The organism is Kocuria sp. U4B (assembly GCF_054875615.1).
In genome coordinates, this window is sequence record NZ_CM142180.1 from 1,582,767 (window position 1) to 1,606,781 (window position 24,015).

Annotated in this window: 25 protein-coding genes and 1 riboswitch; of the genes, 17 read left to right on the forward strand and 8 right to left on the reverse strand. The window is 73.1% G+C overall.

Annotated elements, in window-relative coordinates; all coding sequences use genetic code 11:
* Position 1 precedes the first annotated feature (1 nt).
* From paaB to ACYSMR_RS07535, 6 genes are all read left to right on the forward strand, one after another.
* Positions 2-316 (forward strand): 1,2-phenylacetyl-CoA epoxidase subunit PaaB, encoded by a 315-nt coding sequence (gene paaB, locus ACYSMR_RS07510; RefSeq protein ID WP_461747826.1) that lies wholly within the window; start codon positions 2-4, stop codon positions 314-316.
* Positions 313-1,140 carry a 1,2-phenylacetyl-CoA epoxidase subunit PaaC gene (gene paaC / locus ACYSMR_RS07515; protein ID WP_461747827.1) on the forward strand — a complete coding sequence of 276 codons (828 nt, stop codon included), beginning with the start codon at positions 313-315 and terminating at the stop codon, positions 1,138-1,140. Before paaB ends, paaC begins: the two co-directional genes overlap by 4 nt.
* Positions 1,137-1,676: a 1,2-phenylacetyl-CoA epoxidase subunit PaaD gene (gene paaD / locus ACYSMR_RS07520; RefSeq protein ID WP_461747828.1), complete on the forward strand. Its 540-nt coding sequence runs from the start codon at positions 1,137-1,139 to the stop codon at positions 1,674-1,676. Before paaC ends, paaD begins: the two co-directional genes overlap by 4 nt.
* A complete protein-coding gene (paaE, locus tag ACYSMR_RS07525) occupies positions 1,676-2,839 on the forward strand; it encodes a 1,2-phenylacetyl-CoA epoxidase subunit PaaE (protein WP_461747829.1) in 1,164 nt (387 codons plus the stop codon). The genes paaD and paaE overlap by 1 nt, the downstream gene beginning before the upstream one ends.
* A 93-nt stretch (positions 2,840-2,932) precedes the next feature.
* Complete coding sequence (locus tag ACYSMR_RS07530) at positions 2,933-3,709, forward strand: enoyl-CoA hydratase/isomerase family protein (protein WP_251331833.1); 777 nt, start codon at positions 2,933-2,935, stop codon at positions 3,707-3,709.
* A 68-nt stretch (positions 3,710-3,777) separates the two neighbouring features.
* The gene (locus ACYSMR_RS07535; RefSeq protein ID WP_461747830.1) at positions 3,778-5,760 is read left to right on the forward strand and encodes a M13 family metallopeptidase; all 1,983 of its coding nucleotides are present in this window, start codon (positions 3,778-3,780) and stop codon (positions 5,758-5,760) included.
* Positions 5,761-5,807: 47 nt separating this feature from the next.
* Here ACYSMR_RS07535 and ACYSMR_RS07540 read toward each other — a convergent pair whose 3' ends face one another.
* Positions 5,808-6,626 carry a carbon-nitrogen hydrolase family protein gene (locus ACYSMR_RS07540; protein ID WP_461747831.1) on the reverse strand — a complete coding sequence of 273 codons (819 nt, stop codon included), beginning with the start codon at positions 6,624-6,626 and terminating at the stop codon, positions 5,808-5,810.
* Between the two features lie 423 nt (positions 6,627-7,049).
* Here ACYSMR_RS07540 and ACYSMR_RS07545 point away from each other — a divergent pair, with 423 nt between their 5' ends.
* The 3 genes from ACYSMR_RS07545 to ACYSMR_RS07555 all read left to right on the forward strand — a co-directional run bounded on the left by ACYSMR_RS07545 (position 7,050) and on the right by ACYSMR_RS07555 (position 9,393).
* Positions 7,050-7,436 (forward strand): YidH family protein, encoded by a 387-nt coding sequence (locus tag ACYSMR_RS07545; protein ID WP_251331836.1) that lies wholly within the window; start codon positions 7,050-7,052, stop codon positions 7,434-7,436.
* A 1-nt stretch (position 7,437) separates the two neighbouring features.
* The gene (locus tag ACYSMR_RS07550; protein ID WP_461747832.1) at positions 7,438-7,785 is read left to right on the forward strand and encodes a DUF202 domain-containing protein; all 348 of its coding nucleotides are present in this window, start codon (positions 7,438-7,440) and stop codon (positions 7,783-7,785) included.
* A gap of 126 nt (positions 7,786-7,911) precedes the next feature.
* Positions 7,912-9,393, forward strand: a complete 1,482-nt coding sequence (locus ACYSMR_RS07555) for an amino acid permease (RefSeq protein ID WP_461747833.1) — start codon at positions 7,912-7,914, stop codon at positions 9,391-9,393.
* A gap of 79 nt (positions 9,394-9,472) precedes the next feature.
* Here the strand turns inward: ACYSMR_RS07555 and ACYSMR_RS07560 are convergent, their stop codons facing one another.
* Positions 9,473-10,759, reverse strand: coding sequence for an adenylosuccinate synthase (locus ACYSMR_RS07560; protein ID WP_251331837.1), 1,287 nt, complete (start codon positions 10,757-10,759; stop codon positions 9,473-9,475).
* 260 nt (positions 10,760-11,019) lie between these two features.
* Here ACYSMR_RS07560 and ACYSMR_RS07565 point away from each other — a divergent pair, with 260 nt between their 5' ends.
* The 5 genes from ACYSMR_RS07565 to ehuA all read left to right on the forward strand — a co-directional run bounded on the left by ACYSMR_RS07565 (position 11,020) and on the right by ehuA (position 15,675).
* Positions 11,020-12,435, forward strand: a complete 1,416-nt coding sequence (locus tag ACYSMR_RS07565) for an amino acid permease (protein WP_461747834.1) — start codon at positions 11,020-11,022, stop codon at positions 12,433-12,435.
* Between the two features lie 125 nt (positions 12,436-12,560).
* Positions 12,561-13,469 (forward strand): ectoine/hydroxyectoine ABC transporter substrate-binding protein EhuB, encoded by a 909-nt coding sequence (gene ehuB, locus ACYSMR_RS07570; RefSeq protein ID WP_461747835.1) that lies wholly within the window; start codon positions 12,561-12,563, stop codon positions 13,467-13,469.
* A 4-nt stretch (positions 13,470-13,473) separates the two neighbouring features.
* On the forward strand, positions 13,474-14,205 hold the full coding sequence (gene ehuC, locus ACYSMR_RS07575; protein ID WP_461747836.1) for an ectoine/hydroxyectoine ABC transporter permease subunit EhuC: 732 nt from the start codon (positions 13,474-13,476) through the stop codon (positions 14,203-14,205).
* Positions 14,202-14,843 carry an ectoine/hydroxyectoine ABC transporter permease subunit EhuD gene (gene ehuD / locus ACYSMR_RS07580; RefSeq protein WP_461747837.1) on the forward strand — a complete coding sequence of 214 codons (642 nt, stop codon included), beginning with the start codon at positions 14,202-14,204 and terminating at the stop codon, positions 14,841-14,843. The genes ehuC and ehuD overlap by 4 nt, the downstream gene beginning before the upstream one ends.
* The gene (gene ehuA, locus ACYSMR_RS07585) at positions 14,830-15,675 is read left to right on the forward strand and encodes an ectoine/hydroxyectoine ABC transporter ATP-binding protein EhuA (protein ID WP_309125607.1); all 846 of its coding nucleotides are present in this window, start codon (positions 14,830-14,832) and stop codon (positions 15,673-15,675) included. Before ehuD ends, ehuA begins: the two co-directional genes overlap by 14 nt.
* Before the next feature lie 74 nt (positions 15,676-15,749).
* Here ehuA and ACYSMR_RS07590 read toward each other — a convergent pair whose 3' ends face one another.
* Genes ACYSMR_RS07590 through ACYSMR_RS07605 form a run of 4 tightly spaced genes read right to left on the reverse strand, consistent with a single transcriptional unit; the run spans position 15,750 to position 17,535 of the window.
* Positions 15,750-16,157: a VOC family protein gene (locus ACYSMR_RS07590; protein WP_309125608.1), complete on the reverse strand. Its 408-nt coding sequence runs from the start codon at positions 16,155-16,157 to the stop codon at positions 15,750-15,752.
* 2 nt (positions 16,158-16,159) lie between these two features.
* The gene (locus ACYSMR_RS07595) at positions 16,160-16,666 is read right to left on the reverse strand and encodes an SRPBCC family protein (protein WP_461748011.1); all 507 of its coding nucleotides are present in this window, start codon (positions 16,664-16,666) and stop codon (positions 16,160-16,162) included.
* Between the two features lie 17 nt (positions 16,667-16,683).
* Positions 16,684-17,169 (reverse strand): SRPBCC family protein, encoded by a 486-nt coding sequence (locus ACYSMR_RS07600; protein WP_461747838.1) that lies wholly within the window; start codon positions 17,167-17,169, stop codon positions 16,684-16,686.
* 3 nt (positions 17,170-17,172) lie between these two features.
* On the reverse strand, positions 17,173-17,535 hold the full coding sequence (locus tag ACYSMR_RS07605) for an ArsR/SmtB family transcription factor (RefSeq protein WP_285859267.1): 363 nt from the start codon (positions 17,533-17,535) through the stop codon (positions 17,173-17,175).
* A gap of 187 nt (positions 17,536-17,722) precedes the next feature.
* Positions 17,723-17,835: riboswitch (SAM riboswitch) on the forward strand.
* A 69-nt stretch (positions 17,836-17,904) separates the two neighbouring features.
* Here ACYSMR_RS07605 and ACYSMR_RS07610 point away from each other — a divergent pair.
* Both ACYSMR_RS07610 and metE read left to right on the forward strand, forming a co-directional pair.
* Positions 17,905-18,825 carry a methylenetetrahydrofolate reductase gene (locus ACYSMR_RS07610; protein WP_461747839.1) on the forward strand — a complete coding sequence of 307 codons (921 nt, stop codon included), beginning with the start codon at positions 17,905-17,907 and terminating at the stop codon, positions 18,823-18,825.
* A 34-nt stretch (positions 18,826-18,859) separates the two neighbouring features.
* Complete coding sequence (metE, locus tag ACYSMR_RS07615; protein WP_461747840.1) at positions 18,860-21,274, forward strand: 5-methyltetrahydropteroyltriglutamate--homocysteine S-methyltransferase; 2,415 nt, start codon at positions 18,860-18,862, stop codon at positions 21,272-21,274.
* Between the two features lie 82 nt (positions 21,275-21,356).
* Here the strand turns inward: metE and ACYSMR_RS07620 are convergent, their stop codons facing one another.
* Both ACYSMR_RS07620 and ACYSMR_RS07625 read right to left on the reverse strand, forming a co-directional pair.
* The gene (locus ACYSMR_RS07620) at positions 21,357-21,902 is read right to left on the reverse strand and encodes a hypothetical protein (RefSeq protein ID WP_461747841.1); all 546 of its coding nucleotides are present in this window, start codon (positions 21,900-21,902) and stop codon (positions 21,357-21,359) included.
* 398 nt (positions 21,903-22,300) lie between these two features.
* On the reverse strand, positions 22,301-22,678 hold the full coding sequence (locus ACYSMR_RS07625; protein WP_251331848.1) for a TIR domain-containing protein: 378 nt from the start codon (positions 22,676-22,678) through the stop codon (positions 22,301-22,303).
* A gap of 268 nt (positions 22,679-22,946) precedes the next feature.
* On the opposite strand from ACYSMR_RS07625, the gene ACYSMR_RS07630 reads away from it, so the two are divergent.
* Positions 22,947-23,993: an AraC family transcriptional regulator gene (locus tag ACYSMR_RS07630; protein ID WP_461747842.1), complete on the forward strand. Its 1,047-nt coding sequence runs from the start codon at positions 22,947-22,949 to the stop codon at positions 23,991-23,993.
* The last annotated feature ends 22 nt before the right edge of the window (positions 23,994-24,015 follow it).

Genomic DNA, 24,015 nt, shown 5'->3' on the forward strand with positions numbered 1-24,015 from the left:
CATGAGCGAGAACACCGTGACCCCGATCGGCCCGACGGACGAGTGGCCCCTGTGGGAGGTGTTCGTGCGGTCCTCGCGCGGGCTCTCCCATGTCCACGCCGGGTCCCTGCACGCCCCGGACGCGACCATGGCCGTGCGCAACGCCCGCGACCTCTACACCCGCCGCAACGAGGGCACCTCCGTGTGGGTCGTCCCCTCCGACGCGATCACGGCCTCGGACCCCGACTCCAAGGGCGGGTACTTCGAGTCCGCGCAGGGCAAGAGCTACCGGCACGCCACCTACTACACCAAGAGCGAAGGGGTGAAGCACCTGTGAGCTTCGCATCCCACGACTCCGCGACCCGGATCAGCGCGGGCAGCGCCATCACCGCGGAGGACATCGGGGCGAGCGGCGCGAAGGCCCCCGAGGACGTCGCCCGCTACGCCCTCTACCTGGGCGACGACGCCCTGGTGCTCGCCCAGCGGCTGGGCTGGTGGATCGCCCGGGCCCCGGAGCTCGAGGAGGACGTCGCGCTGGCCAACATCGCGCTGGACCTGCTCGGCCACGCCCGCTTCCTCCTCACCTACGCGGGCACCGCGTGGGGGAGGAGCGAGGACGACCTCGCCTACTTCCGCGACGAGGAGGAGTTCCGCTCCTGCCGCCTCGTGGAGCAGGAGAACGGCGACTTCGGGCAGACCATCGCCCGGCAGCTGATCTTCTCCTACTACCAGCACGAGCTCTACCGCCGCCTGGTGCGCTCCACCGACGCGACGCTCGCGGCCGTCGCCGCCAAGGCCCTCAAGGAGGTCCAGTACCACCAGGACCACGCGAGCCAGTGGACGCTGCGCCTGGGCCTGGGCACCGAGGAGTCCCGGCGCCGGATCCAGGAGGGGCTGGCCACCATGTGGCCCTACGTGGACGAGCTGTTCCACGACGACGAGCTCGTCGAGTCCCTCGGCGACGTGGCCGTGCGCCCCTCGACCCTGCGCGCCGGCTTCGACGAGCGGATCGCGGCGATCCTCCGGGAGGCCGGCCTCGACGTCCCCGCCGTCGCCGGCGCCTGGGGCGGGGACCGCTCCGGGCGGTTCAGCGAGCAGCGCGGCCACATCCTCGCCGAGATGCAGGTGCTGGCGCGCCAGCACCCGGGGGCCACCTGGTGACGGGGCCGACGACGACCGGCGGCGAGCGGATCACGGGCCGGGAGCTGCGGCCGGACGACCCCGCCGCCGCCCGCATCTGGGACGTCGCCGCCACCGTGAACGACCCCGAGGTGCCCGTGCTGTCCATCGCCGACCTCGGCATCCTGCGGGACGCCCGCGCCGAGGGCGAGCGGGCCGTCGTGGTCATCACGCCGACCTACTCGGGGTGCCCGGCGATGGGGACCATCACTGCCGACGTCACGCGGGCGCTCAACGCGCACGGCTGGGACGACGTGCGGGTGGACCTGGTGCTGCAGCCCGCCTGGACGACCGACTGGATGAGCGACGCGGGCCGCCGCAAGCTCGACGAGTACGGCATCGCCCCGCCCACCGGCAGGACGGCCGCCGGACCCGTCCGGCTCGGCCTCACGGTCAAGTGCCCGCGCTGCCACTCCCTCGACACCCGGGAGCTGACCCGCTTCGGGTCCACGGCCTGCAAGGCGCTCCACGTGTGCAACGAGTGCCTCGAACCCTTCGACTACTTCAAGGTGCACTGATGACCGACACCACCACCGCCCCGGCCCGGCGCCGGGCCACGTTCACCTCGCTGGAGGTCACACAGGTCCGCCGGCTCACGGCGGACTCGGTCGAGGTCGCCTTCGCCGTGCCCTCGGAGCTCGTCGAGGACTACGACTACCTGCCCGGGCAGTACGTGGCGCTGCGCGCCGTCATCGACGGGCACGAGGTCCGCCGCTCCTACTCGATCTGCGCGGAGCCGCGCCCGGGCGAGCTGCGGGTGGCGATCAAGAAGGACATCGGCGGCCTGTTCTCCACGTGGGCCAACGAGTCCCTCGCGGCCGGCGATCGGCTCGACGTCATGAACCCCCAGGGGGCGTTCACCTCCAGGCTCGGGCTCACGTCCATGAACGACCCCGAGCGGCTCGCCGCGGAGGAGGTCGCCCGCAACGCCTCGGTGCACCTCGTGGCCTTCGCCGCGGGCTCCGGCATCACCCCGATCATGGCGATCGCCAAGGCCGTGCTGCGGGCGTCGGAGTCCTCCACGTTCGACCTGGTCTACGCCAACCGCTCCGCGACGGACGTGATGTTCGCCGAGGAGCTCGGGGACCTCAAGGACAAGTACCCGGCCCGCCTGGCCGTCCACCACGTGCTGTCCCGCGAGCAGCGGATCAGCCCGCTGATGTCCGGGCGCATCGACGCCGACAAGCTCGACGACATCCTGGACGAGGTCGTCCAGGTGGAGCGGACCGACGAGTGGTTCCTGTGCGGGCCGTTCGAGCTGGTCCAGATGTGCCGGGACGCCCTCGCCGAGCGCGGGGTGCCCGAGGAGCGGATCCGCTTCGAGCTGTTCACCACCGGCCGGCCGGAGACCCCGCAGGGCCAGCAGGGCCGCGCGGTGCCGGTCGACCCCTCCGGCGAGAACCACGAGATCACCTTCACCCTCGACGGGCTCTCCAGCTCGATCGAGTCGCCGGTGAGCGCCCGCGAGACCGTCCTCAACGCCGCGCTGCGGGTCCGCCCCGACGTCCCGTTCGCGTGCGCCGGCGGCGTGTGCGGCACCTGCCGCGCCAAGGTCGTCTCCGGTGAGTTCGAGATGGAGGAGAACTACGCCCTGGAGAAGGACGAGGTCGCCAACGGCTACGTGCTCACGTGCCAGACCCGGCCGACCTCCCAGGAGCTCGTCGTCGACTTCGATGCCTGAGCCGCCCGGGAGCCCGGCACCGCGCAGGTGCCGGGCTCCCGCCGTCCCGGCCCGCGAGACCCCACGCCCAGACCCGCCCCAGGAGGAGCACCCGTGATCGACCTGACCATCGACGGCGCCGTGGCCGAGGTGGTGCTCGACGCACCGCAGAGGATGAACGCCCTCGACGAGACCGCCCTCGGGGAGCTCGGCGAGGCCTACGCCGAGGCGGAGCGCGCCGGCGTGCGGGCCCTCGTGCTGCGCGGGGAGGGCCGCGGGTTCTGCGCGGGGCGCGACATCTCGGGGGTGGACCCCGCGACCGACGACGCCTACGGGTACCTCGCCGGGAAGGTCACCCCGCTGCTGCGCACGATGAGCCGCTTCCCCGCCCCGACGTTCGCGGCCGTCCAGGGCGCCTGCCTGGGAGTGGGCCTGGGCCTGGCGATCGCCACGGACGTCGTCTACGTGGCGGCGACCGCGAGGATCGGCTCCCCGTTCGCCAACCTCGGCGCGACGCTGGACTCGGGCGGGCACGCCCTGTTCACGGAGCGGCTCGGCGCCCACCGCACCCTCGACCTGATCTACACCGCCGAGCTGATGAGCGGCGAGGAGGCCGTGCGCTCCGGGCTGTTCAGCCGCGCCGTGCCCGCGGAGGAGCTGCTGGAGTTCACCCGGGCCCGGGCCGCCGCCGTGGCGGAGGGCGCCACCGGGGCGTTCCTGGCCTCGCGCGAGCTCGTCGCGCAGATCCGCGACGAGCGGATCGGCCTGTGGGAGTCGGTGGAGCACGAGAACCGGGTGCAGGGCGAGCTGTGCCGCAGCGCCGACTACGCGGAGGGCTTCGCGGCGTTCCAGCAGAAGCGCCGGCCGCGGTTCACCGGCCGGCGGGACTGACCGAGCGCGGTTAAGCGGTCGGGGAACACTCCCGCGGGCGCGGGCCTCCCCCGGTTAATGTGGTCCGCATGACAACTTCGGTGACTGCCTCGGTGTTCGACCTCGCCGGTTTCGACCGCTCCGTGCGCCCCCAGGACGACCTCTACCGCCACGTCAACGGGTCCTGGCTGCGCCGGACCGAGATCCCCGACGACAAGCCCTCGGTGGGCGCGTTCATCGAGCTGCGGGACCAGGCGGAGGCCGCGGTGCGCGAGCTCATCACCACCGCGCGCGCCGGGGACCCGGGCGACGTCGAGTCGAAGATCGCCGACCTCTACGCGTCCTTCATGGACGAGGAGCGGATCGAGGCGCTCGGCGCCGCCCCCCTCGCGCCGGACCTCGCCGAGGTCGACGCCGTGGCGGACGTCCCCGGGCTGGTCCGCCACCTGGGGCGGATGATCCGCCGGGGCGTCGGCGGGCTCGTCGACGTCGACGTCGACTCGGACCCGGGCGACCCCGAACGGTACCTGGCCTTCGTGGGCCAGTCCGGCCTCGGGCTGCCGGACGAGGAGTACTACCGGGCCGACCAGCACGCGGGCATCCGGGAGAAGTACCTCGCCCACGTGCGGACGATGCTCTCCCTGGCCGGCGTCGACGACGCCGACGAGCAGGCGCGCGCCGTCGTGGACCTGGAGACGCGGATCGCCGCCCACCACTGGGACAAGGTCACGGTCCGCGACCTCACGAAGATGTACAACCCGATGTCCTTCGAGGAGCTCGCCGCCGCCACGCGGACCCTGGACTGGGAGCTCCTGGCCGAGGGCGCGGAGCTGCCCGTCTCGGCGCTCGCGACCGTCGTCGACGCCCAGCCGAGCTTCTTCACGGGCGTCGAGGAGCTCCTGACCGAGGAGCTGCTGCCGGCGTGGCGGTCCTGGGCGCGCTGGCACCTCGTCTCCGCCCGCGCCTCCTACCTCTCGGCGGAGTTCGTCGAGGCGGACTTCGCGTTCTACGGCACCGTGCTCTCCGGGACCCCCCGGCTGAAGGACCGCTGGAAGCGCGGCGTCGAGCTCGTCAACGGCGTCCTGGGCGAGGCCGTGGGCGAGCTCTACGTCGCGGCCCACTTCCCGGCGTCGGCGAAGGAGCGGATGGACGAGCTCGTGGCGAACCTGCTCGAGGCCTACCGCGTGTCGATCACCGAGCTGGACTGGATGACGGAGGAGACCCGCCAGGAGGCGCTGAAGAAGCTCTCCCAGTTCACCCCGAAGATCGGCTACCCCGAGCAGTGGAAGGACTACTCGTCCCTGGAGATCCGCCCCGACGACCTCGTGGGCAACCGGGTGCGCACCACGGCGTTCCGGCTGGCGGAGCTGGTCCGCAAGGCCGGCCGGCCGGTAGAGAAGCACGAGTGGCTGATGACCCCGCAGACCGTCAACGCGTACTACCACCCGCTGCGCAACGAGATCGTCTTCCCCGCCGCGATCCTCCAGCCCCCGTTCTTCAACGAGGAGGCCGACGACGCCGTGAACTACGGCGCCATCGGCTCCGTGATCGGCCACGAGATCGGCCACGGCTTCGACGACAAGGGCTCCACGTGCGACGGCGACGGCCGGCTGCGCAACTGGTGGACCGACGCCGACCGGCTCGCGTTCGAGGAGCGCACCGCGGAGCTCGTGCGCCAGTACGACCGGTTGGTCCCGGAGCAGCTCGAGGACGAGGGCACGACCGTCAACGGCGAGCTGACCCTGGGCGAGAACATCGGCGACCTGGGCGGGCTGTCCATCGCCCACAAGGCCTGGCGGATGTCCCGGGAGGCGGCCTCCGCCTTCGGCGCCGGCGAGCTGGTCGACGGCTACACCCCCGAGCAGCGGCTGTTCCTGTCCTGGGCGTACGTGTGGCAGCAGAAGTCCCGCGACGAGGCGCTGCGCCACCGCATCGCCACCGACCCGCACTCCCCCAACGAGTTCCGGGCCAACCAGGTGGTGCGCAACATCCCCGCCTTCTACGAGGCCTTCGGGGTCGTGGACTCGGACGCGCTGTGGCTGCCGGAGGTCGAGCGCGTCAGCATCTGGTGAGAGACCGTGCGGGGCCCCGCCCGGGTGTCCCCGGGCCGGGCCCCGCCTCAGTCGCCGGACGTGCCGGCCGCGTCGCGGATCGTGGAATTGGGCGCGAAGCGGCGGTTGGCGAGCACGGGCACGACCTCGCGGACCTCGTCGATCCGCTCCCGCGTGGCCTCGGTGGTGAGCACCGTCTCGTCCTCACCGGCCTCGGCCACCACCACGCCCAGGGGGTCCAGGACCGCCGAGCGCCCGATCGTGTGCGCCGCACAGGTGTCCGCCGCGGCGACCCAGACGGTGTTCTCGATGGCGCGGGCCTTGAGCAGCGCCTGCCAGTGGTCCACCTTGTGCTCCCCCGCGAACCAGGCGGCGGGCACCGCGAGCAGCTCGGCGCCGGCGTCCACGACGGCCCGGCAGATCTCCGGGAAGCGCAGGTCGTAGCAGGTGATCATGCCGACGGACAGCTCCCCGATCCGCACGACCGTGATGCCCCTGTCCCCGGGCCGGATCCGGTCGGACTCCCGGTTGCTGAAGGCGTCGTAGAGGTGGAGCTTGCGGTAGGTGCCGAGGATCGCCCCCCGCGCGTCCACGGTCACCAGGGTGTTGTAGGGGCGCCCGTCGGCGGAGCTCTCGTAGCCGCCGGCGATCACGGCCACGCCCGTCTCGGCGGCCAGGAAGGACAGCTGCTGGACGAAGCCGGACCAGCCGTCCATGACCAACTGCTCGAAGCCCTCCTCGACCAGGTGCTCGGAGAGCATGGCCTCCTCGGGGAAGACGACCAGCTCCGCGCCGGAGGCCGCGGCCTCCCCGGCCAGCCGTCGCATCGTCTGGAGGTTCTCGGCGGTGTGCGCGGTGGGCGCGAACTGTCCGACGGCGATCTTCACGGGGCCTCCTCGGCGGGACGCGGCTGGGGGTCCCGGCCCATGCGCCGGGCCGGGACCCCCACTGTATCCGGGGTGCGGGCGCTCCGTGGAGCCGCCCCGTGCAGCTGTCCCGTGCGGGTGCTCCGTGCGGGTGCTCTGCTCCTGAAGGCGGTGTCGACGGACCCGTCCGCGAGCGCCCGGGTCTCGGGCCGGGGCGTTCGGCGGTCCTCTCTCATCGGGGTCTCCTCGGTGGGGGGTGGAGGTGGTCCCAGGCCGGGTCAGGGCTGGGCGCTGCACCGCGGACGCGCCGTGCGCGGTGCAGCGGAGCGGAGCGGAACGGCGGAACGGAACGGAACGGCGGAACGGACCCGCGCGGGCGTGCCAGGATGGACGCGGACACGGCCGGCGGCGCGCCGGCACCGCCGCGCGAGCGATGGGCAGGGCATGGAGGAGAAGTCGGGGACCCCGCGACGGGGGCGGCTCGCGCAGCGGGTGCTCGGCGGCGGGCAGGAGCCGGACCCGCGGTTCACCCTGGCCAACGAGCGCACCTTCCTCGCCTGGATCCGCACCGCCCTGGCGTTCCTGGCGGGCGGCATCGCCGTGGAGGCGTTCACGGCGGACGTCTTCGACGAGCCGGTGCGCACGTTCCTGGCCGTGGTGCTGCTGGCGCTGAGCATGCTGGTCAGCGCCGGGGCCGCGCTGCGCTGGATCGGGGTGGAGCGCAGCATGCGCCACCGGGCCCCGCTGCCGCTGCCCCTCATCGCGCCGCTGCTGGCGGTGGGCGGGGCGGTCGCCGCCGGGGTGCTCGTCGTCGTCGTCCTGCAGGACTGAGGTGCCGCACCCCCGCCCGGGACGGACCGGGCCGCCGCACCGGGACCCCGGACTGCAGCCCGAGCGCACCACCATGGCGTGGGGCCGGACGATGCTGACCTTCGTGGTGGTGGCGGCGCTGTTCCTGCGCTGGGTCCCGCGGCACGGGCCGTTCGTGCTGGTCCTGCTCCTGCTGGCCGTGCTCACGGCCGCGGCCGTCTGCCTGACGCAGCGCCGGCGCTACGCGCGCAGCGCCCGCGGGATCACCCGGGACGAGCCCACCCCGGAGGTCGGCGCGGTGCTGGCCACCGCGGCGGCCGTGCTGGTCCTGGGCGCGCTCGGGCTCTGGGTGGTGCTCGTGCTCGCCTGAGACCGCCCCGGCGCGGATTTCCCCGGGCGCGGGCCCTGCTCCATAATGGATCGATCGTTCGGGGGGACGGCACTCCCCCCGCCTCCTCCCGCCGCGCCCGTCCATCCACCGGAGGAGGAGTCCCACGTGGCCACCGCCGCACCACCGCAGCCCGTCCCGCAGGTCCCGGGGCAGCAGCCCCACCAGCACCTGCGCCGCACTCTCAAGTCCCGTCATCTGACGATGATCGCGATGGGCGGGGCGATCGGCACCGGCTTGTTCGTGGCCTCGGGCAACACCATCGCCACCGCCGGGCCCGGCGGGGCGCTGCTGGCCTACACGGCCATCGGCGTGATGGTCTTCCTGCTCATGCAGAGCCTGGGCGAGATGGCGACCTACCTGCCCGTCTCCGGGGCCTTCGAGGAGTACTCCACCCGCTTCGTCAGCCCCTCCTTCGGCTTCGCCATCGGCTGGAACTACTGGTACAACTGGGCGATCACCGTCGCCGCCGAACTCGTCGCCGCCGCCCTGATCATGCGCTACTGGCTGCCCGAGGTGCCCTCCTGGACCTGGTCAGCGCTGTTCCTCACCGTCCTGTTCGGCCTCAACGCCTTGAGCACCCGCGCCTACGGGGAGAGCGAGTTCTGGTTCTCCCTCATCAAGGTCGCCACCGTGGTGGTCTTCCTCGCCCTCGGGGTGCTGATGATCACCGGCATCCTCGGCGGGACCTCCCCGGGGACCGCGAACTGGACCACCGGGCAGGCCCCCTTCGTCGGCGGCGGGGCCGGGGTGCTGTCGATCTTCATGGTCGCGGGCTTCTCCTTCCAGGGCACCGAGCTCGTCGGCGTGGCCGCCGGCGAGGCCCAGGACCCCGAGAAGACCGTGCCCAAGGCCATCCGCACCGTGTTCGTGCGCATCCTGCTGTTCTACATCGGGGCCATCGCCGTCATCGGCTTCCTCATCCCCCACACCAGCCCGCACCTGCTGGGCAGCGGCGTGGAGGACGTCTCCATCTCCCCCTTCACCCTGGTCTTCGACAACGCCGGGGTCCTGGCCGCGGCCTCGGTGATGAACGCGGTGATCCTCACCGCGATCCTCTCCGCCGGCAACTCCGGGCTCTACGCCGCCACCCGTATGCTCTGGGCCCTGGCCGAGAGCGGCAAGGCCCCGCGCGCCCTCGCCCGCCTGGACCGCCGCGGCGTGCCGATGACCGCGCTGGTGGCCACCACCGCGGTCGGGGCCGCCTGCTTCCTCACCACCTTCATCGGCGACGGCGCCGCCTACGTCTGGCTGGTCAGCGCCTCCGGGCTGGCCGGGTTCATCGTGTGGATGGGCATCGCTTGGAGCCACTACCGCTTCCGCCGGGCCTACACCATCCAGGGCCACGACCTCGCCGACCTGCCCTTCCGCGCCCGGTTCTTCCCCCTGGGGCCGCTGCTGGCCCTGGCCCTGTGCGCGGTGGTCATCCTCGGGCAGAACTACCAGGCCCTCACCGGCGACCTCGACCTGCTCGCGGCCCTGTCGGCCTACCTCGGCCTGCCCCTGTTCCTGGCCCTGTGGGCCGGCCACCGCCTCCTCACCGGCAGCCGCACCGTCCGCTACCAGGACGCCGACCTCACCCGCCCCTGACCCCGCCCCCACCGGGGACCACCCACGGCGAAGGCCCCGGACCGTGCCGGTCCGGGGCCTTCGCCGTGGGTGGGCGCGGTCAGTCGATGAGGTCGCGCACCACGATGGTGTCGTCGCGGTCCGGGCCCACGCCGATCGCGGACATCCGGGTGCCGCTCATCGCCTCGAGCGCCTCGACGTACGCGCGGGCGTTGGCGGGGAGGTCCTCCAGGGTGCGGCAGCCCGTGATGTTCTCGGTCCAGCCGTCGAAGTACTCGAGGATCGGCTTGGCGTGGTGGAACTCGGTCTGGGTCATGGGCATCTCGTCGTGGCGCACGCCGTCGACGTCGTAGGCCACGCACACCGGGATCTTCTCGATGCCGGTGAGCACGTCCAGCTTGGTGAGGAAGTAGTCGGTGAAGCCGTTGATCCGGGAGGCGTGGCGGGCCATCACGGCGTCGTACCAGCCGGTGCGGCGGGGACGGCCGGTGTTGACCCCGAACTCGCCGCCGGTCATCCGCAGCTGCTCGCCCATCTCGTCGAAGAGCTCCGTGGGGAACGGCCCGGCGCCCACGCGCGTCGTGTAGGCCTTGATGATGCCGATGGCCCGGGTGATGCGGGTCGGGCCGATGCCGGAGCCCACGGACGCGCCGCCGGCCGTCGGGTTGGAGGAGGTCACGAACGGGTAGGTCCCGTGGTCGACGTCGAGGAACGTCGCCTGGCCGCCCTCCATGAGGACCACCTTGTCCTCGTCCAGGGCCCGGTTGAGCAGGTAGGTGGAGTCCACGATCATCGGGGCGAGCCGGTCGGCGTACTGCAGGAAGTAGTCCACGACCTCCTCGACCTGGATGGCCCGGCGGTTGTAGAGCTTCACGAGCAGCTCGTTCTTCTGCCGCAGCGCGCCCTCGATCTTCTGCCGCAGGATCGACTCGTCCAGCACGTCCTGCACGCGGATCCCCAGCCGGCCGACCTTGTCCATGTAGGTGGGGCCGATGCCGCGGCCGGTGGTGCCGATCGCCCGCTTGCCGAGGAAGCGCTCCGTGACCTGGTCCATGGTCTGGTGGTAGGGGGCGACCAGGTGGGCGTTGGCGGAGATGCGCAGCCGGGAGGTGTCGGCCCCGCGCGCCTCCAGGCCGTCGATCTCCTCGAACAGGGCCTGGGGGTTGACGACGACGCCGTTGCCGATCACGGGGACCGCGTTGGGGCTGAGGATGCCGGCGGGCAGGAGCTTGAGCTCGAACTTGTCACCGCCCACGACCACGGTGTGCCCGGCGTTGTTGCCGCCGTTGGGCTTCACGACGTAGTCGACCCGGCCGCCGAGCAGATCGGTGGCCTTGCCCTTGCCCTCGTCACCCCACTGGGCGCCGACGATCACGATTGCTGGCATTGAACGACTCTCCTGCCTGGCTGGCGCGGGACCTCTCCCGCGGTGTCCGGGGCCGGGAGCGCCCCGACCGGACACGACAACGCCCCTGCGGCGGCCCGCTCCTGTGCGCACGCTCGCGCGGCGCCGTACCGGCAGGAGGAGGCCCAGGGGCTCGTACCGTGCAAGTCTACCGGTCCGTGACCCGCCGCACGCGGAGGACCTCCCGTGCGGGCCCGGCCGGCGTGCGCGGGGGCGGGCGGCGTCCGATAACCTCGGTGCTCATGAGCACCCCTTCCTCCTCGGCCCGGCCGTCCGCCGAGCCGGCCGTCCGGTCGTCCCCACCGGGGTCCGGCCACCACCTCAAGGCCCGTCACCTCGTGATGATGGCGCTCGGCAGCGCCATCGGCACCGGCCTGTTCATCGGCAGCGGGGCGGCGATCAGCACCGCCGGGCCGGCCGTGCTGCTGTCCTTCCTCGTGGCCTGCGTGCTGCTGGTGCTCGTGATGCGGGCGCTCGGGGAGATGGCCGCCGCGGACCCGTCCCCGGGGGCCTTCTCCACCTACGCCGAGAAGGCGATGGGCCCCACCGTGGGCCGGACCCTGGGCTGGCTGTGGTGGGCGCAGATCGTCGTGGTGGTCGCCGCGGAGGCCACGGCCGCGGCGCAGCTGCTGACGGAGCTGTGGCCGGTGGCCGAGCAGTGGGTGGTGGCGCTGGTGTTCATGGTCGTCTTCACGGCGATCAACCTCGTGAAGGTCAGCACGCTCGGCGAGACGGAGTTCTGGTTCGCCCTCATGAAGGTGCTCGCCGTCGTGGCCTTCCTCGGGGTGGGCGCCGCCCTGCTCCTGGGCCTGCTGGAGCCGCCCTCCCCGGGGTGGAGCAACCTGACCGCGCACGGGGGCTTCCTGCCCAACGGGCTGACCGGGGTGGCCGCGGCCCTGCTCGTGGTGATCTTCGCGTTCGGCGGCACCGAGCTCGTGACCATCGCCGCCGCCGAGACCGAGGACCCGCAGCACAACGTGGCCCGGGCGATCCGCACGATCCTGGTGCGCATCCTCGTCTTCTACGTGGGCGCCGTGACGGTCATGGTGCTCGTCCTGCCGTGGAACGACGAGCAGCTCTCCGTCAGCCCCTTCGTCGCCGTGCTCGACGCGGCGGGCGTGCCGGGGGCGGACGTGGTGATGGCCGTGATCATCATCCTGTCGCTGCTGTCCGCGCTCAACGCCAACATCTACGGCTCCTCGCGCATGCTCTACTCCCTGGCCCGCCGCGGCTCCGCGCCGCGCACCTTCGCCACCGTCACCGACCGCGGGGTGCCCCGCACCGCGGTGGTCGTCTCCGTGGTCTTCGGCTTCCTCGCCGTGGTCCTGAACTACCTGTGGCCCGAGACCGTGCTGCTGTGGATGCTCAACACCGTGGGCGCCACGTGCCTCGTGGTGTGGGGGCTGGCCCTGGTCTCCCAGATCGTGCTGCGCCGCCGGGCGGACCGCGCGGGCACCGAGCTGCCCCTGCGGATGTGGGCGTTCCCCTGGCTGTCCTACCTGGCCCTGGCCATCCTCGCCGCGATCCTCCTGCTGGGCATGCTCGACGACGCGGTGCGCGTGCAGCTGCTGCTCACCGGAGGCCTCGTGCTGCTCATCGCCCTGGCCGCCGGGCTGCTGGGCCGGCGGCAGGCCCCGGAGGCCGGCTCCGCTCACTGACCGCCCGGTGCGTGACACGCGTCACTCCGCGCGGTTGAATGGGACCACGGAGCCGGAGCGCCGGCGGAACCGAGATCCCACGGGCACGTGCCCGGGCGCCCGACCCTTCCGAGGGGAGAAGTCCGATGGCACGGTGGTCCGGCAGGCACGGCACGGCGGCGGGGGCGGTGGCGGGGCTCCTCCTGCTGAGCGCCTGCGGCGGTGCGCAGGAGGAGCAGGGCAGCACGCTCTCCCAGGCGCGGGAGGAAGGCTCCATCACCGTGGGCTTCGCCGGTGAGGCGCCCTACAGCTTCGAGGAGGACGGCGAGCTGACCGGCGCGGCGGTGGATCTGCACCGGGCGATCTTCCAGGAGCTGGGGATCCAGGAGCTCGAGGGCGTCAACACCGAGTTCGGCTCGCTCATCCCGGGACTCTCGGCCGACCGCTTCGACGCGGTCAGCGCGGGCATGTCGATCCTGCCGGAGCGCTGCGAGCAGGCCGCCTTCGGCGATCCGGAGTTCATGTACACGACCGCCCTCCTGGTCCCCGAGGGCAACCCGCGCGGACTGCAGACCCTCGACGACGTCGCCGCCGACCCCCAGGTGCGGCTGGTCACGATGACGGGCGCCATCGAGGGGGACTACGCCGACGCCCTGGGCATCGAGAACACCGAGGTCGGCGGCCCGCAGGACGGCATGGACGCCGTGGTCAACGGCCGGGCGGACGTCTTCGCGCTGGGCGGGATCGCGCTCAACTGGATGGAGCAGCAGAACCCGGACGCCCCCATCGAGGTCACCGAGTCCTACGTCCAGGAGATCGACGGCGTCCCGCAGGTGGGCGCGGGCGCCACGGTGTTCCGCACCGAGGACCAGGAGCTGCGGGACGCCTACAACGAGCAGCTCGCCCGGATCGTCGGCGACGAGGAGCGCTACCTCGAGCTCATGAGCCCCTACGGCATCACCGCCCAGGAGCGTCCGGACGGCTCCGTGACCACCGAGCAGCTGTGCGCCGGCGAACTCGAGCAGGAGGCCGGCCCCACCGCCTCGGCGGGGTGAGACCGTGGACGGCAATCTCGGGGTCCTGCGGGAGTCCCTGCCCCGGCTCGCCGAGGGCGTGCTCGTCACCCTCCAGCTGACCCTGGGCGGAGCGCTGGGCGCGTTCGTCCTCGCGGTGGTCCTCGGACTGCTCGCCCGCTCGGGCAGCACCCTCGTGCGGGCGCTCGTCCGGGTGGTCGTGGAGTTCTTCCGGGGCACGTCGCTGCTCGTCCAGCTGTTCTGGCTGTTCTTCGTGCTGCCGCTGCTGGGGGTGGAGCTCGAGCCCATGACCTGCGGCATCCTGGCCCTGTCCCTGAACTACGGGGCGTACGGCGCCGAGGTGGTCCGGGGCTCCGTCGCCGCGGTGGACCGGGGCCAGTGGGAGGCGGCGCACGCCCTCGGGATGTCGGCGGCGCACCGGATGCGCCGGATCATCTTCCCGCAGGCCTGGGCGCTGATGCTCCCCTCGCTGGCGAACCTGCTGATCCAGCTGCTCAAGGGCACCGCGGTGGTCACCTTCATCACCCTGAGCGACCTCACCTTCCACATCGAGCAGCTGCGGCAGTCCACGGGCAGCACGCTGTTCGCCTTCACGGTGGGCCTGCTCCTCTACTTCGTCCTGGCCTACCTGCTCAACCTCGGGATGAACGTGCTCGAGATCCGGGCCAAGCACACCCTGGGCCGAGGGCGGTCGATGCGGGAGATCTGGTTGCCGACCCGGCCGAAGCCCGTCGAAACGGGCGGTGAACAGCCGTGATCTGGAGCTGGGAGCGCGCGGCCGAGGCCCTGCCCCTGCTGCTGGAGGGGTTCAGGATCACGCTGCTGGCCACGGTGCTCGGCACGCTCATCGCCACGGTGCTGGGGCTCGCCATCGCGGTGCTCAGACGCGTGCTCCCGGGCCCGGCGCGCGCGGTCCTCCACTGGCTCACGGAGTTCGTCCGGATGACCCCGCTCGTGGTCCAGCTGCTGTTCGCCTACTACCTGCTCACCGGCGTGTCCGGGCTGGTCATCGGGATCGCCGTCATCGGGATCCACTACTCGACGTACATGGCGGAGAGCTACCGGGCGGGCATCGAGGCCGTGCCCAAGGGGCAGTGGGAGGCCGCGGCCGCTCTGTCCCTGCCGACCTCGCGCACGTGGCGGGACGTGGTGCTGCCGCAGGCGCTGCGGGCGACGATCCCCTCGCTGGGCAACTATGCCGTCGCCATGTTCAAGGACACCCCGTTGCTGTTCGCCATCTCCGTGGTGGAGCTCGTCACGGCGGCCCAGCAGTTCGGGGCCCGCAACTTCGCCTACACGGAGGCCTTCACCCTCGCCGGCCTGATCTTCCTCCTGGCCAGCTACCCGACCTCCCTCCTGGTCCGACGATTGGAGAAGCACCTTGCCCACTACTGACCGCGGGGACGAGGTCCTCGACCCGTCCGCCGACGGAACGCCGGCGGACCGTCCCGCAGGCTCCCCGGACGCCCCGGCCGTCGAGTTCCGGAACGCCGTCAAGCGCTTCGGCGAGCACACCGTGCTCGACGGGCTGGACCTCACGGTCCGCGGGGGCGAGCGCGTGACCCTCATCGGCCCCTCCGGCTCCGGCAAGACGACGATCCTGCGCCTGCTCATGACCCTGGAGGAGCTGACCGACGGCTTCGTCCTCGTGGACGGGCAGCCTCTGACCCACGAGCTGCGCGACGGGCGGCGCGTGCCCGTGCCGCCCCGGCGGCGGAAGCAGATCACCCGTCGGATCGGCATGGTCTTCCAGCAGTTCAACCTCTTCCCCAACATGAGCGTGCTCGGGAACATCACCGAGGCGCCGATGCACGTGCTGGGGATGAGCAGGGCAGAGGCCCGGGAGCGGGCCATGGACCTGCTGCGGCAGGTGGGGCTCGAGCAGAAGGCCGGCGAGCACCCGTCACGGCTGTCGGGGGGCCAGCAGCAGCGCGTGGCCATCGCTCGCGCGCTCGCGATGGACCCGGCGATCCTGCTCCTCGACGAGGTCACCTCGGCCCTGGACCCGGAGCTCGTGGACGACGTGCTCAATGTCCTGCGCCGGGTCGCCGGGACCACGGACATCACCATGCTCATCGTCACGCACGAGATGCAGTTCGCCCGTGACGTCTCCGACCGCGTGCTCATGTTCGACGGCGGGCGGATCATCGAGGACGGGTCCCCGGAGCAGATCTTCACAGCACCCGGCAACGAGCGCACGCGATCCTTCCTGCGCGCGGTCCTGTGACGGCCCGGTCCGGGGCAGCCGCGAGGCAACCGACCGAGATCCCCGGGCTGCGGCAGGGTCGCCGCGACCCGCGCTCAGCAGCGCGGGATCAGCGGCTCGTCGGCGCGCGCCCGCAGCTCCTGCACCGTCCACGTGTTGCCGTCGGGGTCGCTGAAGCCGAAGAACGTGCCGCCGTCGCGCTCGTCGACGACCTCGAGCGCGCCCGCCTCGACGCCCCGGCGGAGCAGCTGCTCCCGGGCGGCCCGGGCGTCCGAGACCACGAGCTGGAGGCCGCGCACCGACCCCGGGGCCATCTCCCGGTGGGCGGGGAGGTTGCCCACCACGATCGAGCAGCCCGACCCGGGCGGGGTCAGCTGGGCGACGTCCATCCGCTCGGTCGTGGTGTGGTGGTCCAGGTGGAAGCCCACCCGGTCCCGGTAGAACTCCACGGCGCGGTCGATGTCCCGCACGGGCAGCAGCACCACCTCCAGTGTCCAGTCCACCGTCAGCCTCCCTGTCCGCCCAGCACCTCGGCGAGCAGCTCCTCGAGCCGCTCGTAGCCCTCGGACATCCCGGCCTCCATGTCCTCGGACAGGTAGCGCCCGCGCGCCTCGAGCGTCGGGTACACCGACCGCCCGATGAGCCGGCACCGTCCGCCGGGCAGCTCCTCGAAGCGCGCGTACTCGAGGGTGACGACGTCGGGCCAGCCCTCGTACTCGAAGGTCTGGACGATCAGCTCGTTCTCCCGCACGGTGTGGAACACCCCGCGGAACGCGTACTCCGGCGCGTCCTGCTCCTCGTCCGTCCCGCGCTGGACGAAGCGGTAGGCGCCGCCGGTGCGGCAGTCGTGGACGTCGATGCGGGTGCTCAGGCCACGGGGTCCGATCCACTGCCGGTACAGCTCCGGGTCCGCGTGGGCGTGGAAGACCTCGGCGGCGGGCAGGTCGAACTCCCGCACGTAGTCGACGAGGGGCGTGCCCTCGGGCGCCGTGAGGCGCAGCGCGTTGGCCATGGCGGTCTCCTCGGTGCTCACCGGGTCCGCGCGGCGGCGAGCAGCTCCTCGAGCCGCTCGTAGCCGTCGGACATCCCGGACTCCATGCCCGAGGCGGCCATGCCGTCGCGGGCCTCCAGGGAGGGGTGGATCGTGTGGCCGCGCAGCCGGCAGCGGCCGTCGCCGAGGTCCTCGAAGGCCAGGAACTCGAGCTCGACGCTGTCGGGGTAGCCCCCGAACTCGAAGGTCTGGACGACGAGCTCGTTCTCGCGGACGGTGTGCAGGACACCGCGGAAGGAGTAGGAGACGCCGTCGGGCCCCGTGTGGTGGTAGTGGTAGCCGCCGCCGGTGCGGAAGTCCCAGTGGTCGACCTCCACGTGGGTGCCGCGCGGGCCGAGCCACTGGCCCAGCAGCGCCGGGTCGGCGTGGGCGCGGAAGACCTCCGCGACCGGGAAGTCGAACTCGCGCTCGAAGTCGATGTAGGGAACGCCGTCGGGGACGGCCAGGTGCAGAGGATGTCCCATGGTTCAGTCCTGGGTGTGCTCGCCGCGGTCCGCGGCTCGGGTCTCGAGCACGGCGTCGAGGCGGCGGAACTGCTCCTCGCGGACCAGCCGGTACCGGTCGATCCAGGCGGTGAGCGCCTCGAGCCGTGCGGGGTCCAGGTGGACGGGCCGGCGCTGGGCGTCACGGGTGCGCGTGACGAGCTGTGCCTGCTCGAGGACCTGGATGTGCTTCGAGATCGCCTGCTTGCTGATCGCGAAGGGTTCCGCCAGTTCCGTGACCGTGGCGGGCCCCCGGCTGAGCCGGGCGACGATGCGGCGACGGACCGGGTCGGCGAGGGCCAGGAAGGCCTTGTCGAGCAGCTCGTCGTCGTCCACGGTATTTGTCAACCAATCCTTTGATCAACGAGTTGGTTGACAACAACGCTACGCCCGCGCGGGCCCCGGAGGAAGGGGGTGCGGCTGCTCCGTGACCGTGTTGCGGAGTGTGACGCGGCGCCCGTCACAGTCGGCGGCGGGACGTCTTCTCGGGGTTCCGGGTTGGCTTTCGGGCGCGCGACCGGTGCAATGGGCAGTGCATCTATCCAGAGCGGCCGAGAGACCTGGCTCGTCGACGCCGCAGCAACCATCCGCCACCCCGAGAACGTCCGGGGGCCGGCGGAACGGTGCTCCCGCCAGGACCGATGGAGCAGCAGCAGACTGCCCGGGCCCAGCCCGTGCTCTCTGCCGCCCTCCCTCGGGGTGACCCCAGGAGGACCCGTGACCCCACCACCCGACCGGACGGCCCCGCCGTCGCTGTCCTACGAGCTCTACCCGCCGCGCTGCGCGGCGAGCGCCGACATCCTGCTGCGCACGCTGGACGAGCTCGAGCCCACCCGCCCCGACCACGTCTCCGTGACGTACAGCGGGGACGAGGACCGGCGGTCCCGCTCGCTCGCCCTGCTCGACCACCTCCTCGCCCGCACCGGCCTGCGGCCCCTGGCGCACCTGACGTGCGTGGGGGCCGCCCGGACGGAGCTGGAGGAGACCGTGACCACGCTGATCCGGCGCGGCGTCCGCGGTGTGCTCGCCCTGCGCGGGGACCTGCCGGAGGACCCGGCCGCCGACCGCGGCGAGCTGTCCTTCGCCACGGAGCTCGTGGAGCTGGTCCGGGAGGTCGAGCGGCGGCACACCGCGACGCTGGCCGCGGGCCGGCTGGCCGTGGGCGTGGCCGCCTATCCGACCCGGCACCCGGAGTCGCCGTCGGCCCGGCACGACGTCGAGGTGCTGCTCGCCAAGCAGCGCTCCGGCGCGGACTTCGCGATCACGCAGGTCTACTTCCGCCCCGAGCGCTACGAGCGCCTGGTGGCCGCGGCCCGCGCGGCCGGGGTGACGATCCCGATCGTGCCGGGGATCATGCCCGTGACCGACCCCCGGCGGCTGCGCACCCTGTGCCGGCTCGCCGGCCTGGAGCCCGACCCCGACCTGGCGGCGGCGCTCGAGAACGCCTCCGGGCCCGCCGAGCGGCACCGGGCGGGCGTCGGCTTCGCGACCGCGCTCAGCCGCGCCGCCCTCGACGCCGGCGCGCCCGGCCTGCACCTCTACACCTTCAACGAGCACCGGGCCGCCCTCGACCTGCTCGAGCGCGTGGACCTGCCGCGCCCGCGCCCCGAGCCGGCGCCCGCCCTGCTGACCGCCTGACCGCACCCTTCCACCACTGCACAGGAGCATCCCCATGACCAGCACCCCGACCACCCCGTTCCCCGCCGCCACCATCACCGGCTATCCCCGCATCGGCCGGCGCCGCGAGCTCAAGAAGGCCCTCGAGGCCTACTGGGCCGGGCGCTCGTCCCGCGCGGAGCTCGAGGCCGTCGCCGCCGAGCTGCAGCTGGCCACGTACCGGAAGCTCGTGGAGCTGGGCCTCGGCGCGCAGGACGCGTCGCTGCCCGCCGCCTTCTCCCTCTACGACCAGGTGCTCGACACGGCCACCGCCCTCGGGGCGGTCCCGGCCCGCTTCGCGGACCTCGCCGACGCCGAGGGCCGGCTGGGCCTCGACGCGGGCTTCGTGCTGGCCCGCGGCGACGCCGGGCGCCCGCCCCTGGAGCTGACCAAGTGGTTCGACACCAACTACCACTACCTCGTCCCCGAGATCGGCCCGGGCACCCCGTTCCGCGCCGATCCGGCTGGGCTCGTCGCCGACGTCCGCCGCGCCGCCGAGCACGGCTTCGCCGTCCGCCCCGTCCTCGTGGGCCCGGTCTCCTTCCTGCTCCTCGCCAAGGCCGACGACGACGCCCCGGCCGGCTTCGACCCGCTCGAGCGCCTGCCCGAGCTGGTGCCGGTGTACGCCCAGCTGCTGCGCGAGCTCGCCGCGGCCGGGGCGCAGTGGGTGCAGCTAGAGGAACCGGCGCTCGTGGCCGACCAGCACGTCCCCGCCGAGCGCCTCGCGGAGGCCGTGTGGGATGCCTACACCGCGCTCACGGCCGCGGCGGAGCGCCCGCAGGTGTTCGTCACGACGCCCTACGGCTCCCCCGGTCCCCTGCTGCACCCGCTGGCCGCCTCCGGGATCGAGGCCCTGCACCTGGACCTGGTGGCAGGCACCGCCCCGTCCGCCGAGGAGCTCGAGCTGTTCCAGGAGGAGGACGCCCCCGTGCTCGTGGCCGGGGCGGTCGACGGGCACAACGTGTGGCGGACCGACCTCGCGGGCCGGCTCGCCCAGCTCGCCGGCCTCTCCGGGGCCAGGGTGGCGGTCTCCGTGGCCAGCTCCACCTCGCTGTTCCACGTCCCCCACGACGTCGCGGAGGAGACGCAGCTCGACCCGCTGCTGCGCAGCTGGCTCTCCTTCGCCGACCAGAAGGTCGCCGAGATCGTGACCCTCTCCCGCGGCCTGGCCGACGGCGCGGAGGCCGTCGCCGGGGAGCTCGCCGCGGCGACCGAGGCCCGGCGCACCCGGGCGGGCGCGCCCGGGGTCCGGGACGCGGCGGTGCGCGAGCGGGCGGGCGCGGTGACCGGCGCCGAGATCGGGCGGGCGCCGGCGGAGGTGCGCCGCCGGGCGCAGGAGGGCCGGTCCTTCACGGCCTCGGGGCCCCTGCCCCCGCTGCCGACCACGACCATCGGCTCCTTCCCGCAGACCCCGCAGGTGCGGGCGGCGCGCGCGAAGGCCCGGTCGGGGCGGATCGGCGCGCAGGACTACGACCGGTTCCTGCGCGAGGAGATCGAGCGCGTGGTGCGGCTGCAGGAGGAGCTCGGCCTGGACGTGCTCGTGCACGGTGAGGCCGAGCGCAACGACATGGTCCAGTACTTCGCCGAGCACCTCGACGGCTTCGCGACCACGGTGCACGGCTGGGTGCAGTCCTACGGCTCCCGCTGCACGCGCCCCTCGATCCTGTGGGGCGACGTCAGCCGCGAGGGCGGCGGGGTGCGCGGCGAGGCGTTCACGGTGCCGTGGATCGGCCACGCCCAGTCGCTCACCGACCGGCCCGTCAAGGGCATGCTCACGGGCCCGGTGACGATCCTGGCGTGGTCCTTCGTGCGCGACGACCAGCCGCTGGCCGAGACCGCGGAGCAGGTCGCGCTCGCGCTGCGCGACGAGGTCGCCGACCTGGAGGCCGCCGGGATCGGGATCGTCCAGGTGGACGAGCCGGCACTGCGCGAGCTGCTGCCGCTGCGCCGGGCGGACCAGCCCGCCTACCTCGACTGGTCGGTGCGCGCGTTCCGCCTGGCGACCTCCGGGGTGCGGGACGAGACGCAGATCCACACGCACCTGTGCTACTCGGAGTTCGGCGAGGTGGTCTCCGCGATCGACGGCCTGGACGCCGACGTCACGAGCATCGAGGCGGCCCGGTCCCGGATGGAGGTGCTCACCGATCTGGAGGCCGCCGGGTTCTCCCGCGGCATCGGCCCGGGCACCTGGGACATCCACTCCCCGCGCGTGCCGTCGCAGGAGGAGATCGAGGGGCTGCTCGAGCGGGCCCTGGCGCACGTCCCGGCGAGCACGCTGTGGGTCAACCCGGACTGCGGGCTGAAGACCCGCGGCTACGCGGAGACCCGCGCCTCGCTCGAGCACCTCGTGGCCGCCGCCCGGGCCGTGCGCGAGCGGATCACGGAGCCGGCGGGCGTGCCGCTGCTGGTCCAGCACGGCCTGGAGGGCTGAGCCCGGGCCGCACCGGACGGGGCGCGGGGAGCCCCGGGCACCACGGTCCTCCGTGGTGCCCGGGGCTCCCCGCGCCGGGGCCTCAGCAGTCCTGGTCCTGACCGAGCTCCACGACGAGGATCGGCAGCTTCACGCGCTCGGCGGTGAAGGACACCACCCGGGCGTGCGGGATGCCCTTCTCCCGGACGAAGCGGCAGGCGACCAGCCCGTGGTCCCGGTTCTGGCCGATCATCAGCAGCCAGTGGGTGCCGGTCGCGTCCAGCGCGTGGGCCTGGCGGTCCAGGTCCTTCCCGGCCGGGTCCTGCTTGCTGCTCCGCTGGGCGAAACGGGCCGCGTAGGCCCTCATGTCCTCCTCGGTGCGCAGCATCCCGGCGGCGACCCGCCGGACGTCCTGGGTCCTCAGCTCGGGCGCGATCTGCTCGTCGCGGACCTCGCGGATGCGGCTCCCGGGCTCGTCGCCGATGACCGGGTGACCGGTGTAGGTCGTGCGCTCGATCCGGCGCAGGCGGGCGTCGTCCTTGTGCAGCTCCTGGTAGTCGCTGATCAGCGCGACGAGCTCGTCGTCCAGACCGCCCTTCTCGGGCTCCTGGGGGTCGTGCGAGTCGCGCGCCGGTCGTGACGGGGACATGCGTTCCTCCTGGACTCCGGAGTCCCACCACCAACGGTGGTACCCCCGATCCTATTCCTCCTCCCCCGGCCGGCACGGTCCCGGCGATGCCCGGGCGGATTCCTCCGCCGACCAGGGCGGGCAGGACCACCAGCGGGTGCAGGCTGCAGGGCCCGGCCGTCGCGCTGGTGGATGGCGGCCACGACCCCCACGGCGATCAGCACCGCCACGGGCAGCGCCCGGGGGACCCGTACCACCAGGGGGTTCTTCGATGACCACCGCCTCCGGCAGGGCCACGACGGCGGTGCCGCACACGCAGCAGCCCAGCACGTGCAGGGTCGTGGTGCCCGGCAGCAGGAGCTCGCTCAGGGCCTCGCCGTGGAAGCGTCCCGGGAAGACCCCCGGACCCGGGCCCCGGGTCAGAGCCGGTCGAGGAAGTCCCCGACGTTCTCCCACGTCCAGGCCTCGCACCGGGCGGCGCCCATCGCGTCCGGCTTCACCCGGAGAGCGGGCTCCAGCCACAGGCCCATCAGCGGTTTGCCCTCGGCCACCGCGCACCGGATCTGCCACAGGGCCGCCTCCGAGGCCCGGGTGTCCCCGCCGATCAGCGCGATCACCCCGTCGCAGCCGCGGATCCGCTCCCGCACGTCCTGCTTCCACTCCACCGGGCACGTCCTGTCCCCGGGCGGGTCCAGGAACCGGGCCTGGGCCCCGGCCCGGGCCCACTGAGTGGTGAACAGGTCCCGGAACAACTCGTCCTGCTCTGCGCATGCCAGGAACACGGTCTTCGGCGCCATTGCCGTCAACTCCCAAGAGATCGAGCGTCAGTGTTGATCAGTGTTGATGAGGGCCACGGTATCGTCCGGGCCCGCGGGCACGGGCAACATGACTTAACACCACGGACGCGGCCCCGGGGGGAGAGCCCCTGACCGGTCCGGGGCCGGTGCGGCACGGGCCGGGGCGCCGTCACCGCGCATTGCCGCGGGGTGCTCCCCGGACCTACTTTGGACGAGAAGCTCGACCAGACGACCGTCGTGTCCGCCGTGCCGACGAAGGACCCCTCCGATGCCTCGCCCTGATCCTCCCGCCCACGCCTCCGCCTCGCCCGGCGGCCGGCCCGTGCCCGGCCGGGGAGCCCCCGGGTGCCCGGTCGACGAGGCGCCGGGGTTGCAGACCCTGCGCTTCAGCACCTGCGACCCGGTCGAGGGGCTGGAGGTGCTCGGGCGCGTCTACGCGGTGAAGAGGATCCGGGTGGCTCCGGACGCGCCGTTCTCCATCGCGCAGGAGGCCCGGAGCATCCCGAACGTGGGCCTGGAGCGGGCCCGGTTCGCCGGGGCCCCGGCGGCCGCACTGGTCGAGGCCCCCGAGACCGTGCGCGTCGGCCGGGTGCTGGGCGGACGGCTGGCTGTCGCCGAGGCCACCACCACCGCCCCGGGGGCCGGCCCGTTCCTCTTCCCGTCCCTGTCCTACACCGCCGCGTGGGGTGACCTGGACCTGCTGACCGTCTCCCTGGACGTGGCCGCGCTCCGGGCCCATGCCGCCGGCCTGCTCGGCGTGGAGCACCTCGGGCTGCGCTTCACCGGCACAAGCCCGGTGAGCCCGGCCATGGCCCGCCACCTGGCGGCGGCCGTGACCGCTTTCGGCCGCGACCAGCTGGGCAATGCCGAAGCCATGGCGTCCCCGCTGATCCGCGCCGAGGCCTTCCGGTGCCTGGCCACCGCGGTGCTGCACACCTTTCCGAACACCTTCCTCGACCAGCCCCCCGCCCCCGGCCAGGACCGCCCGGTCCCGGCCGGGGTGCGCCGTGCCGTGGCGTTCATGGAGGAGCACCTGGCCGCCGACATCGGCCTGCCCGAGATCGCCGCCGCGGCCCGGATGAGCCCGCGCGGTCTGCAGGCGGCCTTCCGCCGCGAGAAGGACACCACTCCGCTGGAGTACCTGCGCACGGCCCGGCTCGACGCCGCCCACCGGGACCTGCTGGCCGCCGACCCCGCGACGGGAGTGACGGTGGAGGCCGTGGCCCTGCGCTGGGGCTTCACGCACCGGGGACGGTTCGCCGCCGCCTACCGGGACCGCCACGGGCAGAGCCCGGCGACGACCTTGCGCACCTGAGCGTCGCCGCCCGATCCCCGGG